The organism is Desulfothermus naphthae (assembly GCF_054657475.1).
Window position 1 is genome coordinate 742,325 of the sequence record NZ_BAAHYQ010000003.1, and the last position, 15,401, is coordinate 757,725.

Genomic DNA, 15,401 nt, shown 5'->3' on the forward strand with positions numbered 1-15,401 from the left:
TATCTCTTTTCTGTTTTTTTCGCTTTTTCTAAAAACAACTTCATAAAAACAATCTACAACCTCCAATACAAAAACCCTTCCCCTTTTGCCTTTTCTCTATTATAAACTCCCTTAACATCAATTAAAATTGGTTTACCTGTATTTGATAATTCCTTTAATCTTTTAAAATCTAATTCTTTACAAAAAACATCATGCTTTACAGCAACTACTATTGCATCGTATGGACTGAATTCCTGTATATCTTCTATTAAATTAATTCCATATTCTGCTTTTACTTCATCTCTGTAAACATATGGATCATATACAAAAACATCTATGCCATATTCTCTTAACTCATTATAAATATCTATTACCCTTGTATTTCTAATATCACTTATATTTTCTTTAAAAGTAAATCCCAGAATCAAAACCTTACAATCTTTTACTGCTTTTCCAGCTGCGATCAATTTTTTTACTGTATTTTCTGCAACAAACTTGCCCATGTAGTCATTTATTCTTCTACCTGCTAGAATAACCTGTGGATGATAGCCTAATGCTTGAGCTTTAAATGTAAGATAATAGGGATCTACTCCGATACAATGTCCCCCAACAAGTCCTGGTTCAAACTTTAAAAAATTCCATTTTGTTGCTGCTGCTTCTAACACAGATTTTGTATCAAGTCCCATTTTATTAAAAATTATGGATAACTCATTTATAAGGGCAAGGTTTAGATCCCTTTGAGTATTTTCTATAACCTTTGCTGCTTCTGCTGTTTTTATATCTGTGGCTTTAAATATTCCTGCACTAATAACACTGCCGTAAATTCCTGCGAGAAAATCCCTGACCTCGTGTGTATCGCCTGCTACAACCTTTGTTATTTTATCTACAGTATGTTTTTTGTCTCCAGGATTCACCCTTTCAGGGGAATAACCTACATAAAAATCTTCCTTCCACTTAAGCCCACTCTCTTTTTCAAGTATTGGCACGCATATATCTTCAGTAACTCCTGGATATACCGTTGATTCATACACCACAATTGAGCCTCTGGATAAATATTTGCCAATTGTACCAGAAGCGGATTTTATGGGATGGAGCTCTGGCATCTTGTGTTCATTAATAGGTGTCGGGACAGTGACGATAATTAACTTACATTCAGAAATTTTCTCTGGGTTGTCTGTAAAATCTATTGAGCAATTTTTAAGTTCTTTAGAGGTTATTTCTCTGGTCCTATCAAATCCTTTTTTTAATTCCTCTATTCTTTGAGCACTGATATCAAAGCCTATTACATCAAACTTTTTATTCAATAATACCGCAAGAGGAAGACCAACATAACCTAAACCAACTACTATTATTTTATGCTTTTTAGATAAAAAATCCTCCACTGGATACATATTATTTTCTCCACATTTAAGTGACACTGGAAATAATATTAGACCATAAATTCATAACATACAAATTTAAAGTCAGGGATATTGTGTTTTTTCGTTTAATGTATTTTTAACATTTTTAGGCAATCTTTAAGGCTTCCAGATGCAGCAGTTAAATACTACATTCCCTGTTAATTTAAAAATTTTGCTAAAACCTCTATTATTCTCTTTGAAGCCTTTCCATCCCATTTATCTGGAATTTTGCCTTTTTTATACCTGCCTTCTTCTATATCTTTTACTAATCTCGGTAATTTTTCAAGATATTCTCCAATAATTGTATTAGAACCTATTTCTACTGTTATTGGCCTTTCTGTATTTTCCCTTAATGTTAAGCGGGGAATACCTAATGCTGTTGTTTCTTCCTGAAGACCACCACTGTCTGTTAAAACGCATAATGCATCTTTCCATAAAAAAAGGGAGTCAGAAAAACTTAGGGGCTGAAATGAGATAATGTTTTCTGGAAGTTTTAAATCAAATTCTTCTAATCTTTTCTTTGTCCTTGGGTGAATTGGAAATATTATAGGCACCTGAAGCCTGCTCAATACATCTAAGATCTTTGCCAATTTATCCTTTTTATCTACATTTGATGGCCTGTGAAGTGTGAGAAAGGTATATTTATTTAATCTTTGCTTTAATTGTATAAAATATGGTTTAATCTGTCTTTCTTCAAGTTTATTTAACTGATAAAACAAATTATCTATCATCACATGACCTACAAAAAAGATATTTTTCTCAGGCTTTCCTTCCTTTAAAAGATTTTCTATGGCTGATTTTTCTGTTACAAAGAAAAGATCAAAAATAGAGTCTGTTACAATCCTCTTTATCTCTTCAGGCATACTCATATCTCTGCTTCTTTGCCCAGCCTCTACATGAGGTACTTTAATTCCTAATTTTTTAGCCACTATTGAACAGGCCATAGAATTAACCTCCCCCCATCACCGTCCAAAGAAATGGGTTAATGGGCATATGAGTATATGAGTAAATGTGTAATTAAGTCAATGGGTTTTTCGTCTTGAAATCTCAATTTGAGAAAATATTCTATTATTTGAAGAAATATATCCTAATTTGGATGGTATTACCGTCTGAGTGTCCAATTCCGCCAAAGAACCTAAGCCTATATCCAAATCCTTATGCGTCCCCCATCCACCCTTAAATTTCCAAGTGTCTGTGATCTGTGTGTGTTATCTGTTATCTGTTTTCCACACACACTGATCACTCACACTGGTCACTCTTGTTAGTGTCTGTTATCTGTCATCTACTGACCCTGTTTACTCTAAATGAGCATATGAGTATATGAGTAAATGTGTAATTAAGTCAATGGGTTTTTCGTCTTGAAATCTCAATTTGAGACAATATTTTCTCATTTGAAGAAATATATCCTAATTCAGATGATATTATTATCTGAGTTTCCAATTCCGCCAAAGACCATAGACTAAAAATTGAATAAACTCCTTTTTAGAATGTCGTGCTGCTCCCATACACGCTTTAACCCATTAACCCATCTACCCCTCCACATGTCATAACAGATTAAATTGTTTTAATACTGTTTTGAGTTCTGGTTCTTGCTCTGCGAGTTCTCTTAAGGCATTTATGAGATCTCTCAATTTCCCTTGTCTTTCAAGTGCCTCTATTGCTTCATCCCTTGATTTTTTTATTATGGTCCTCCTGTCCCAATAAACAAATCCTATTACTGTAGCTGTGAGGGTGGTGAATATAGCAGTTAATATCCACAAAAAATTTATTATCTCATCAAATCTCTTGTTCACGTCTTCAAATCTTTTATTCATATCTTCAAATCTTTTATTTATATCCTCAAATCTTCTGTTTATATCTTCAAATCTTTTATCCATCTGTTCAAATCGCTTATCTATCAGTTCAAACCGCTTATTTACATCCTCTCTAAGCTCTCTAAATCTCTTATCTGTCTGTTCCATAAATATCTTTAAAGTTGCCTTTATCTCTGAGATGTCCTGAAAAAGTTTCTTTTCCTCTGACGGCGTCATGCCAAATACAGAAGAACTCCCAAATAAAATGAATAATAAAAATATAATTGTCTTTTTTAGCTTTGATTTTTCTATTAATAAATAGAACATTATTTTATCCTGGAATTTTCAATAAAATTTAACTTCTCCATCCCTGGGAATTAAAAAAAGCGAGTTATACAAAAATAAGAGCTTATTCTTTTTTAGATATGCTTTTTTATTATAGTATCCTGCAGAATTCGATATAATTGAGACATTATGCCCTAGAATTCATAAACAGATAAAAGTAGATTAAGAGCGAGAAAGAGGGAAGTTTTATAAAAAAATTATAGATGAAAGATTTTTTTAAGAAAAACAATATGATAGACATTATATAAAGTTATAGGGATAACTATAAGTGGTCTAAATTAAAAATCAATGAAAATCAATCCCCCAAAAGAGGGATTTTTTATTTCAACATCAATTTTAGAATGGCCGTCAAGGCAGCTATTTGACCTATCCAAAAGATAAACATCCATTTAATTGTATCAGCTCTCCATTTATGGATTTCTCGCATTAAACGCTCTTCCGTAGATTTTATCTCTCCCCTCAGTTTTCCCTCTATGGATTTTATCTCTCCTCTCAATTTTTCTTCTGTAACCTTTATTTCTCCTCTGACCTCTTTTATTTCGCCCATTAATCTTTCTTCAGTGGCCTTAAGTTCATCTTTAGTCACCAATTCTTTTGTTAATTCATCTTTTAGCTCATTTTTTATTATTACTTTTTGTTCTTTTGCTTTATTTTCAATACTTAGAAGACCTTCTTCTATGGACTTTATTACCTTTTTAGCTACCTCAGGGTCTAATATTACTCCTTCTATTGATTTTGTTAGCTCATATGGTAAATGCACTGACATTTACAAACTCCTTATGTTATAAATGTGTGTATGCGTTATTGGGTTAATGTGTAAATGCGTATATGAGTTAATGGGTATATGGGTTAATGCGTTAATGAGTTTTTGAGTTAATGGGTTAATGAGTATATGAGTAAATGTGTAATTAAGTCAATGGGTTTTTCGTCTTAAAATCTCAATTTGAGAAAATATTCTATTATTTGAAGAAATATATCCTAATTTAGATGATATTACCGTCTGAGGGTCCAATTCCGCCAAAGAACCTATACTTATATCCAAATCCTTATGCGTCATCCATGTACTCATTTACTCATCCATCCACACTTTTACCCATGTATCCATCACCAAATGAGGGAATTTTTATTTCAACATCAACTTTATAATGGCCGTCAAGGCAGCTATTTGACCTATCCAGAAGATAAACATCCATTTAATAGTATCCGCTCTCCATTTATGGATCTCTCTCCTTAAACGTTCCTCTGTTGATTTTATCTCTCCCCTCAGTTTTTCCTCTGTGGCCTTTATTTCCCCTCTAACCTCTTTTATTTCTCCTCTGACCTCTTTTATCTCACCCCTAAGTTTTTCCTCTGTTGATTTTATCTCTCCTCTAAGTCTTTCTTCTGTAGCTCTAAGTTCCCCTTTAGTCACCAATTCTTTTGTTAATTCATCTTTTAGCTCATTTTTTATTATTACTTTTTGTTCTTTTGCTTTATTTTCAATGCTTAGAAGACCTTCTTCTATGGACTTTATTACCTTTTTAGCTACCTCAGGATCTACTATTACTCCTTCTATTGATTTTGTTAGCTCATAGGGTAAATGCACTGACATTTACAAACCCCTTATGTTATAAATGTGTATGCGTTAATGTGTATATGTGTATATGCGTATATGGGTTAATGCGTTCATGAGTTGATGGGTTATTGAGTATATGTGTTAATGTGTAAATGAGTCAATGGGTCTTCGTCTTAAAATTTAACTTTGAGAAAATATTCTATCATTTAAAGAAATATATCCTAATTCAGATGATATTATCATCTGAGTTTCCGGTTCCGCCAAAGACCATAGAGTAAAAATTGAATAAACTCCTTTTTAGAATGTCGTGCTGCTCCCATACACGCATTAACGCTTAAATTTCCTAGTGTCTGTGATCTGTGTCTGTGATCTGTGTGTGTGATCTGTTTCTCGCACTCACACTCCTTGTCTTTCAATTGCCTCTATTGCTTCATCTCTTGATTTTTTTATTATGGTCCTTCTGTCCCAATAAGCAACTCCTATTACTGTGGCTGTCAATGTAGTAAATATAGCTGTTAATATCCATAAAAAATTCATCATTTGATCAAATCTTCTGTTCATATCTTCAAATCTTTTATCCATCTGTTCAAATCGCTTATCTATCAGTTCAAACCGCTTATTTACATCTTCTCTAAGCTCTCTAAATCTCTTATCTGTCTGTTCCATAAATATCTTTAAAGTTGCCTTTATCTCTGAGATGTCCTGAAAAAGTTTCTTTTCCTCTGACGGCGTCATGCCAAATACAGAGGAACTCCCAAATAAAATGAATAATAAAAATATTATTGTCTTTTTTATTTAGCTTTGATTTTTCTATTAATAAATAGAACATTATTTTATCCTGGAATTTTCAATAAAATTTAACTTCTCCATCCCTGGGAATTAAAAAAAAGCGAGTTATACAAAAATAAGAGCTTATTCTTTTTTAGATATGCTTTTTTATTAAGTGGTCTAAATTAAAAATCAATGAAAATCAATCCCCCAAAAGAGGGATTTTTTATTTCAACATCAATTTTAGAATGGCGGTCAAGGCAGCTATTTGACCTATCCAGAAGATAAACATCCATTTAATTGTATCTGCTCTCCATTTATGAATTTCTCGCATTAAACGCTCTTCCGTGGCTTTTATCTCTCCTCTCAATTTTTCTTCTGTAACCTTTATTTCTCCTCTAACCTCTTTTATTTCGCCCATTAATCTTTCTTCAGTGGCCTTAAGTTCATCTTTAGTCACCAATTCTTTTGTTAATTCATCTTTTAGCTCATTTTTTATTATTACTTTTTGTTCTTTTGCTTTATTTTCAATACTCAGAAGACCTTCTTCTATAGACTTTATTACCTTCTTAGCTACCTCAGGATCTAATATTACTCCTTCTATTGATTTTGTTAATTCATAGGGTAAATGCACTGACATTTACAAACCCCTTATGTTATAAATGTGTGTATGCGTTATTTGGTTAATGGGTATATGTGTTAATGGGTTAATGCGTTCATGAGTTAATGGGTTATTGAGTATATGTGTTAATGTGTAAATGAGTCAATGGGTTTTTCATCTTGAAATCTCAATTTGAGACAATATTCTATCATTTAAAGAAATATATCCTAATTCAACTGGTCACTCTTGTCAGTGTCTGTGATCTGTGTGTGTGATCTGTAATCTGGAATCTACTTACACTGATTACTGTTATCTGTGATCTGTGTCTGTTATCTGTTTTCTGTTTTCCACTCACACTGATCACTCTTGTCTGTGTCTGTGATCTGTGTGTGTTATCTGTTATCTGTTTTCTACACACACTGGTTACTCACACAGATCACTCTTATTAGTGTCTGTGATCTGTGTCTGTTATCTGTTTTCTGTTTTCTACACACACTGATCACTCACACAGATCACTCTTATTAGTGTCTGTGATCTGTGTCTGTTATCTGTTATCTGTTTTCTACACACACTGATCACCCACACAGGTCACTCTTATTAGTGTCTGTGATCTGTGTGTGTGATCTGTTTCTCGCACTCACACTCCTTGTCTTTCAATTGCCTCTATTGCTTCATCTCTTGATTTTTTTATTATGGTCCTTCTGTCCCAATAAGCAACTCCTATTACTGTGGCTGTCAATGTAGTAAATATAGCTGTTAATATCCATAAAAAATTCATCATTTGATCAAATCTTCTGTTCATATCTTCAAATCTTTTATCCATCTGTTCAAATCGCTTATCTATCAGTTCAAACCGCTTATTTACATCCTCTCTAAGCTCTCTAAATCTCTTATCTGTCTGTTCCATAAATATCTTTAAAGTTGCCTTTATCTCTGAGATGTCCTGAAAAAGTTTCTTTTCCTCTGACGGCGTCATGCCAAATACAGAGGAACTCCCAAATAAAATGAATAATAAAAATATTATTGTCTTTTTTATTTAGCTTTGATTTTTCTATTAATAAATAGAACATTATTTTATCCTGGAATTTTCAATAAAATTTAACTTCTCCATCCCTGGGAATTAAAAAAAAGCGAGTTATACAAAAATAAGAGCTTATTCTTTTTTAGATATGCTTTTTTATTAAGTGGTCTAAATTAAAAATCAATGAAAATCAATCCCCCAAAAGAGGGATTTTTTATTTCAACATCAATTTTAGAATGGCGGTCAAGGCAGCTATTTGACCTATCCAGAAGATAAACATCCATTTAATTGTATCTGCTCTCCATTTATGAATTTCTCGCATTAAACGCTCTTCCGTGGCTTTTATCTCTCCTCTCAATTTTTCTTCTGTAACCTTTATTTCTCCTCTAACCTCTTTTATTTCGCCCATTAATCTTTCTTCAGTGGTCTTAAGTTCATCTTTAGTCACCAATTCTTTTGTTAATTCATCTTTTAGCTCATTTTTTATTATTACTTTTTGTTCTTTTGCTTTATTTTCAATACTCAGAAGACCTTCTTCTATAGACTTTATTACCTTCTTAGCTACCTCAGGATCTAATATTACTCCTTCTATTGATTTTGTTAGCTCATATGGTAAATGCACTGACATTTACAAACCCCTTATGTTATAAATGTGTGTATGCGTAAATGGGTTAATGAGTTAATGGGTATATGGGTTAATGCGTTAATGAGTATATGAGTAAATGTGTAATTAAGTCAATGGGTTTTTCGTCTTAAAATTTCAATTTGAGAACATATTCTATTATTTGAAGAAATATATCCTAATTCAACTGGTCACTCTTGTCAGTGTCTGTGATCTGTGTGTGTGATCTGTAATCTGGAATCTACTTACACTGATTACTGTTATCTGTGATCTGTGTCTGTTATCTGTTTTCTGTTTTCCACTCACACTGATCACTCTTGTCTGTGTCTGTGATCTGTGTGTGTTATCTGTTATCTGTTTTCTACACACACTGGTTACTCACACAGATCACTCTTATTAGTGTCTGTGATCTGTGTCTGTTATCTGTTATCTGTTATCTGTTATCTGTTTTCTACACACACAGATCACTCACACAGGTCACTCTTATTAGTGTCTGTGATCTGTGTCTGTTATCTGTTATCTGTTTTCTACACACACAGATCACTCACACAGGTCACTCTTATTAGTGTCTGTGATCTGTGTCTGTTATCTGTTATCTGTTTTCTACACACACTGATCACTCACACAAATCACTCTTGTCTGTGTCTGTGATCTGTGTCTGTTATCTGTTATCTGTTTTCTACACACACTGGTTACTCACACAGATCACTCTTATTAAAGTATTTCCACATTTTTTGTTACATACCCTTACATCCTCTTCTTTTATTTACTCCATTAAATCCTCTGGTTCCTTATACGCTTCTATTCCCAATCTCCTTGCCACCTCATACGCTTTTTCTTCTATCATAGGAGATATCACCATCTTACGATTTACTTTTTTTCCTTCTTTTTTCTCATAAAACTTCACTTTTCTATCAAATATATACATATCAGCTTTGCTCATAGAAGACTTTATCTCTATAACCCACACCTCTCCATTCTTTAAAACAACATCCAATTCTATTTGATCTGGATGTCCAAATACTTCTCCCTTTTCATCATACCCTAGATAATTCTCAACTTTTAAATCAGTTAATTCCTCTAAAATAGATTTAATTGCCTGTCTAAATGCCCTTTCTGTATTCAATCCCCATCTTGCACCAAGAGCACCAATGGTTCTGTCTATCCTTTTATTTACATTTCGAAGTTCCTTTAACAAAGTCTCCCACCTCTGATCTGATTCCTGTTTTAGTTCCCTCCACCTGCTCTCTGACTCCTCTTTTAATTCCTTCCATTTCCGATCTGATTCCTCTTTTAGTTCTTTCCACTTCCGTTGAAATTCTTCCCATCTACGATCTGACTCCTCTTTTAATTCCTTCCATTTCCGATCTGATTCCTCTTTTAGTTCTTTCCACTTCCGTTGAGATTCTTCCCATCTACGATCTGATTCCTCTTTTAGCTCTTTCCATTTGATTTCTGATTCCTGTTTTAGCTCTTTCAATTCTCTAAGCAAAGTATCAAATTTTGACTCTGATTCCTTTTTGTCCGCAAAACTATCCACAAGTTTCTTCCACAATATCAATTTCACCTCAGGATGTTTTTCTAAAATATTTGGAATTTCTTTATAAATTATCTTCTTTACTTCTTCTGATAAATTCTCAACTTCATAAAAGGTCATAAATTTACACTCCATAATTTAGATCAATCTCTGTTATCTGTGAGCTGTGTGTGATCTGTTTTCTGTTATCCACTCACACTGGTCACTCTTATTAGTGTCTGTGATCTGTGTGTGTTATCTGTTTTCTGTTTTCTACACACACTGGTCACTCACACAGATCACTCTTGTCTGTGTCTGTGATCTGTGTGTGTTATCTGTAATCTGGAATCTACTTACACTGATTACTGTTATCTGTTATCTGTTATCTGTGATTTGTGTCTGTTTTCTGTTTTCTACACACACTGGTTACTCACACTGGTCACTCTTATTAGTGTCTGTGAGCTGTGTGTGTTATCTGTTTTCCACTCACACTGATCACTCTTGTCAGTGTCTGTGATCTGTGTGTGTTATCTGTAATCTGGAATCTACTTACACTGATTACTGTTATCTGTTATCTGTGTCTGTTTTCTGTTTTCTACACACACTGATCACTCACACAGATCACTCTTGTCTGTGTCTGTGATCTGTGTGTGTTATCTATAATCTGGAATCTACTTACACTGATTACTGTTATCTGTTATCTGTTATCTGTTATCTGTGATCTGTGTCTGTTATCTGTTTTCTACACACACTGATCACTCACACAGATCACTCTTGTCTGTGTCTGTGATCTGTGTGTGTTATCTGTAATCTGGAATCTACTTACACTGATTACTGTTATCTGTGATCTGTGTCTGTTATCTGTTTTCTACACACACTGATCACTCACACAGATCACTCTTGTCTGTGTCTGTGATCTGTGTGTGTTATCTGTAATCTGGAATCTACTTACACTGATTACTGTTATCTGTGATCTGTGTCTGTTATCTGTTTTCTACACACACTGATCACTCACACAGATCACTCTTGTCTGTGTCTGTGATCTGTGTGTGTTATCTGTAATCTGGAATCTACTTACACTGATTACTGTTATCTGTGATCTGTGTCTGTTATCTGTTTTCTACACACACTGATCACTCACACAGATCACTCTTGTCTGTGTCTGTGATCTGTGTGTGTTATCTGTAATCTGGAATCTACTTACACTGATTACTGTTATCTGTGATCTGTGTCTGTTATCTGTTTTCTGTTTTCTACACACACAGATCACTCACACAGGTCACTCTTATTAGTGTCTGTTATCTGTATGAGTAAGGGACTGAATAAGTCCATATAGCATCTTACTAATTATATTTATTTCCTCTTTTATTTGTCGATATAAATCCTCTTTTATGTATCCCAAATCTTTTGCCAATAATAAATGATATTTTAGTTCTCCAATAGAGCCCCTTGCAATTCCTACAAACTGCCTAAATTCCTTTTTATTAATTCTATGACTTCCCTCTATTAAATTAGCACCAACTGAGCTACTTGCTCTTCTTATCTGAGATATCAACCCAAACTTCTCTTCTTGAGGGAAACTAGCTGTAATTTTATATAACTTTAAAGTCAAAATATGAACTTTTTTAAAAACTTCTAACTCTTCTATGCTTTTCATTTTAGATGTGCCAGGGCTCAATTATCTGTTATCTGTGTGTGTGATCTGTTTTCTGTTATCCACTCACACTGATCACTCTTGTCTGTGTCTGTGATCTGTGTGTGTTATCTGTTTTCCACTCACACTGATCACTCACACAGATCACTCTTATTAAAGTATTTCCACATTTTTTGTTACATACCCTTACATCCTCTTCTTTTATTTACTCCATTAAATCCTCTGGTTCCTTATACGCTTCTATTCCCAATCTCCTTGCCACCTCATACGCTTTTTCTTCTATCATAGGAGATATCACCATCTTACGATTTACTTTTTTTCCTTCTTTTTTCTCATAAAACTTCACTTTTCTATCAAATATATACATATCAGCTTTGCTCATAGAAGACTTTATCTCTATAACCCACACCTCTCCATTCTTTAAAACAACATCCAATTCTATTTGATCTGGATGTCCAAATACTTCTCCCTTTTCATCATACCCTAGATAATTCTCAACTTTTAAATCAGTTAATTCCTCTAAAATAGATTTAATTGCCTCTCTAAATGCCCTTTCTGTATTCAATCCCCATCTTGCACCAAGAGCACCAATGGTCCTGTCTATCCTTTTATTTACATTTCGAAGTTCCTTTAACAAAGTCTCCCACCTCTGATCTGATTCCTGTTTTAGTTCCCTCCACCTGCTCTCTGATTCCTCTTTTAGTTCTTTCCACTTCCGTTGAAATTCTTCCCATCTCCGATCTGATTCCTCTTTTAGTTCTTTCCACTTCCGTTGAAATTCTTCCCATCTCCGATCTGATTCCTCTTTTAGCTCTTTCAATTCTCTAAGCAAAGTATCAAATTTTGACTCTGATTCCTTTTTGTCCGCAAAACTATCCACAAGTTTCTTCCACAATATCAATTTCACCTCAGGATGTTTTTCTAAAATATTTGGAATTTCTTTATAAATTATCTTCTTTACTTCTTCTGATAAATTCTCAACTTCATAAAAGGTCATAAATTTACACTCCATAATTTAGATCAATCTCTGTTATCTGTTATCTGTGTGTGTTATCTGTTTTCTGTTTTCCACACACACTGATCACTCTTATTAGTGTCTGTGAGCTGTGTGTGTGATCTGTAATCTGGAATCTACTTACACTGATTACTGTTATCTGTGATCTGTGTCTGTTATCTGTTTTCTGTTTTCTACACACACTGATCACCCACACTGGTCACTCTTATTAGTGTCTGTGAGCTGTGTGTGTGATCTGTTTTCTGTTTTCCACACACACTGATCACCCACACTGGTCACTCTTGTCAGTGTCTGTGAGCTGTGTGTGTTATCTGTAATCTGGAATCTACTTACACTGATTACTGTTATCTGTGATCTGTGTCTGTTATCTGTTTTCTGTTTTCTACACACACTGATCACTCACACTGGTCACTCTTATTAGTGTCTGTGAGCTGTGTGTGTGATCTGTAATCTGGAATCTACTTACACTGATTACTGTTATCTGTGATCTGTGTCTGTTATCTGTTTTCTGTTTTCTACACACACTGATCACTCACACTGGTCACTCTTATTAGTGTCTGTGAGCTGTGTGTGTGATCTGTAATCTGGAATCTACTTACACTGATTACTGTTATCTGTGATCTGTGTCTGTTATCTGTTTTCTGTTTTCTACACACACTGATCACTCACACTGGTCACTCTTATTAGTGTCTGTTATCTGTGTGTGTTATCTGTAATCTACTGACCCTGTTTACTCTAAATGGGCATATGAGTATATGGGTAAATGTGTAATTAAGTCAATGGGTTTTCATCTTAAAATCTCAATTTGAGAAAATATTCTATTATTTGAAGAAATATATCCTAATTTGGATGATATTATCATTTGCGTTTCTAGTTCAGCTAGTGACCCCAGACCAAGATATAAAAATTGAATAAACTCCAAATATCCAAACCCTTATGAGTCACCCACTCACCCATCCCCCCATTAACGCATCCACACATTTACCCATTAACCCATTAACGCATTTACTCATCTACCCATCCACATGTCATAACAGATTAAATTGTTTTAATACTGTTCTGAGTTCTGGTTTTTGCTCTGCGAGTTCTCTTAAGGCATTTATGAGATCTCTCAATTTCCCTTGTCTTTCAATTGCCTCTATTGCTTCATCCCTTGATTTTTTTATTATGGTCCTCCTGTCCAAATAAGCAAATCCTATTACTGTAGCTGTGAGGGTTGTGAATATAGCAGTTAATATCCACAAAAAATTTATTATCTCATCAAATCTCTTGTTCACGTCTTCAAATCTTTTATCCATCTGTTCAAATCGCTTATCTATCAGTTCAAACCGCTTATTTACATCCTCTCTAAGCTCTCTAAATCTCTTATCTGTCTGTTCCATAAATATCTTTAAAGTTGCCTTTATCTCTGAGATGTCCTGAAAAAGTTTCTTTTCCTCTGACGGCGTCATGCCAAATACAGAGGAACTCCCAAATAAAATGAATAATAAAAATATTATTGTCTTTTTTAGCTTTGATTTTTCTATTAATAAATAGAACATTATTTTCTCCTGGAATTTTCAATAAAATTTAACTTCTCCATCCCTGGGAATTAAAAAAAAGCGAGTTATACAAAAATAAGAGCTTATTCTTTTTTAGATATGCTTTTTTTAACTAATCAAGGAAAATCAATCCCCCAAAAGAGGGATTTTTTATTTCAACATCAATTTTAGAATGGCCGTCAAGGCAGCTATTTGACCTATCCAGAAGATAAACATCCATTTAATTGTATCTGCTCTCCATTTATGGATTTCTCGCATTAAACGCTCTTCCGTGGCTTTTATCTCTCCCCTCAGTTTTTCTTCTGTAACCTTTATTTCTCCTCTAACCTCTTTTATTTCGCCCATTATTTATGGGTAAATGTGTTAATGGGTTAATGGGTATATGGGTTAATGAGTATATGAGTAAATGTGTAATTAAGTCAATGGGTTTTTCATCTTGAAATCTCAATTTGAGACAATATTTTCTCATTTGAAGAAATATATCCTAATTCAGATGGTATTACCGTCTGAGTGTCCAATTCCGCCAAAGAGCCTAAGCTTATATCCAACTCCTTATGCGTCCCCCATTTACCCATCCACCCATCCACACATTTACACATTCACACATTTAAAGTAAATCCAAAATTGCATTTTGCAACTGATATGAAAAATAAAGTCTTATTCCTTTTTCTTGGACATACCTTTTTACCTGGGGCGATGTTTGATATGTTACCATTATTAACACCTTTTCTCCAGGAAAAAGATGCTCCACTCTGGATAGTTTTTTAAGAAAATTATCTACATCTTTTTTCTTTAGCTGAGTCTTACATTCTCCAAGGATCCATACCACTGATCCATTCTTTTTCCCTTTTCCTATAATGTTTAGTTCTTCATAATTATTCGGAGATAATTCTATAAAATCTCTTTTTATTTCTCTAACTTCTAGTCCCAAATCTTTGTTCAAAATTTGGGGAAGTGCTATATATGCCCTGTCTTCAAGTACATATCCCACGGTATGAGAAAGCCCTCCAAGTTGCTCTCTAGTCTTTCTGTGTTCAGATACAAGTTTTTTCAATTCCTCTTCCGTCTTCTTCTGAGCCTCAGCCAATTCATTTAACCGTTGCTCTGTTCTCTTCTGGGCCTCGGCCAATTCATTTACTTTTTGAGTAAGTGAATCAAGACGCTCTTCTGTCTTCTTCTGAGCCTCAGCCAATTCATTTAACCGTTGCTCTGTTTTCTTCTGGGCCTCGGCCAATTCATTTACTTTTTGAGTAAGTGAATCAAGACGCTCTTCCGTCTTCTTCTGAGCCTCAGCCAATTCATTTAACCGTTGCTCTGTTTTCTTCTGGGCCTCCGCTAATTCATTTACCTTTTGAGTAAGTGAATCAAGACGCTCTTCTGTCTTCTTCTGAGCTTGTGCAAGCTCTGCAACAATATCTCTTAATTCCCTGAATTCATCTTTTGTTACTCTTTCTTTTTGCTGCTTTTCTATCTCTTCTAGTATTGCCAACAAAACCCCTCTTAAACCGGGCTCTACTGTTTCTAATTTCTTAAAAAGATTAACAGTTATAACAGACATATCTCTTATTTCCCTTTTATGTGTATATGAGTT

General features: G+C 34.1%; 16 protein-coding genes. All 16 read right to left on the minus strand.

The features are described from left to right. Positions 1 to 53 precede the first annotated feature (53 nt). The 16 genes from ACYQ1E_RS15315 to ACYQ1E_RS15390 all read right to left on the minus strand — a co-directional run bounded on the left by ACYQ1E_RS15315 (position 54) and on the right by ACYQ1E_RS15390 (position 15,368). Positions 54 to 1,370, minus strand: a complete 1,317-nt coding sequence (locus ACYQ1E_RS15315; RefSeq protein WP_459881303.1) for a nucleotide sugar dehydrogenase — start codon at positions 1,368 to 1,370, stop codon at positions 54 to 56. 167 nt (positions 1,371 to 1,537) lie between these two features. After that, complete coding sequence (locus tag ACYQ1E_RS15320) at positions 1,538 to 2,323, minus strand: UDP-N-acetyl glucosamine 2-epimerase (protein ID WP_459881306.1); 786 nt, start codon at positions 2,321 to 2,323, stop codon at positions 1,538 to 1,540. Positions 2,324 to 2,923: 600 nt separating this feature from the next. After that, positions 2,924 to 3,499 carry a hypothetical protein gene (locus ACYQ1E_RS15325; RefSeq protein ID WP_459881309.1) on the minus strand — a complete coding sequence of 192 codons (576 nt, stop codon included), beginning with the start codon at positions 3,497 to 3,499 and terminating at the stop codon, positions 2,924 to 2,926. Between the two features lie 337 nt (positions 3,500 to 3,836). Beyond that, positions 3,837 to 4,283, minus strand: coding sequence for a hypothetical protein (locus tag ACYQ1E_RS15330; RefSeq protein WP_459881312.1), 447 nt, complete (start codon positions 4,281 to 4,283; stop codon positions 3,837 to 3,839). A 357-nt stretch (positions 4,284 to 4,640) separates the two neighbouring features. Next, positions 4,641 to 5,108, minus strand: coding sequence for a hypothetical protein (locus ACYQ1E_RS15335; protein WP_459881315.1), 468 nt, complete (start codon positions 5,106 to 5,108; stop codon positions 4,641 to 4,643). A gap of 360 nt (positions 5,109 to 5,468) precedes the next feature. Further along, positions 5,469 to 5,807: a hypothetical protein gene (locus ACYQ1E_RS15340; protein ID WP_459881318.1), complete on the minus strand. Its 339-nt coding sequence runs from the start codon at positions 5,805 to 5,807 to the stop codon at positions 5,469 to 5,471. Positions 5,808 to 6,066: 259 nt separating this feature from the next. Continuing rightward, positions 6,067 to 6,480, minus strand: a complete 414-nt coding sequence (locus tag ACYQ1E_RS15345; protein WP_459881321.1) for a hypothetical protein — start codon at positions 6,478 to 6,480, stop codon at positions 6,067 to 6,069. Positions 6,481 to 7,078: 598 nt separating this feature from the next. Further along, entirely contained in the window at positions 7,079 to 7,417 is a 339-nt protein-coding gene (locus ACYQ1E_RS15350; RefSeq protein ID WP_459881318.1) for a hypothetical protein, read from the minus strand. Positions 7,418 to 7,676: 259 nt separating this feature from the next. Continuing rightward, a complete protein-coding gene (locus tag ACYQ1E_RS15355) occupies positions 7,677 to 8,090 on the minus strand; it encodes a hypothetical protein (RefSeq protein WP_459881323.1) in 414 nt (137 codons plus the stop codon). A gap of 760 nt (positions 8,091 to 8,850) precedes the next feature. Beyond that, a complete protein-coding gene (locus tag ACYQ1E_RS15360; protein ID WP_459881326.1) occupies positions 8,851 to 9,741 on the minus strand; it encodes a PD-(D/E)XK nuclease family protein in 891 nt (296 codons plus the stop codon). Positions 9,742 to 10,888: 1,147 nt separating this feature from the next. Beyond that, positions 10,889 to 11,257 carry a four helix bundle protein gene (locus ACYQ1E_RS15365; RefSeq protein ID WP_459881329.1) on the minus strand — a complete coding sequence of 123 codons (369 nt, stop codon included), beginning with the start codon at positions 11,255 to 11,257 and terminating at the stop codon, positions 10,889 to 10,891. Between the two features lie 202 nt (positions 11,258 to 11,459). After that, positions 11,460 to 12,251, minus strand: a complete 792-nt coding sequence (locus ACYQ1E_RS15370) for a PD-(D/E)XK nuclease family protein (RefSeq protein WP_459881332.1) — start codon at positions 12,249 to 12,251, stop codon at positions 11,460 to 11,462. Positions 12,252 to 13,056: 805 nt separating this feature from the next. Continuing rightward, positions 13,057 to 13,191: a four helix bundle protein gene (locus tag ACYQ1E_RS15375; RefSeq protein ID WP_459881335.1), complete on the minus strand. Its 135-nt coding sequence runs from the start codon at positions 13,189 to 13,191 to the stop codon at positions 13,057 to 13,059. Positions 13,192 to 13,297: 106 nt separating this feature from the next. Then, positions 13,298 to 13,810 carry a coiled-coil domain-containing protein gene (locus ACYQ1E_RS15380; RefSeq protein WP_459881338.1) on the minus strand — a complete coding sequence of 171 codons (513 nt, stop codon included), beginning with the start codon at positions 13,808 to 13,810 and terminating at the stop codon, positions 13,298 to 13,300. A gap of 150 nt (positions 13,811 to 13,960) precedes the next feature. After that, complete coding sequence (locus ACYQ1E_RS15385; RefSeq protein WP_459881341.1) at positions 13,961 to 14,155, minus strand: hypothetical protein; 195 nt, start codon at positions 14,153 to 14,155, stop codon at positions 13,961 to 13,963. 262 nt (positions 14,156 to 14,417) lie between these two features. Beyond that, positions 14,418 to 15,368, minus strand: a complete 951-nt coding sequence (locus ACYQ1E_RS15390; RefSeq protein ID WP_459881344.1) for a hypothetical protein — start codon at positions 15,366 to 15,368, stop codon at positions 14,418 to 14,420. Positions 15,369 to 15,401: the final 33 nt, after the last annotated feature.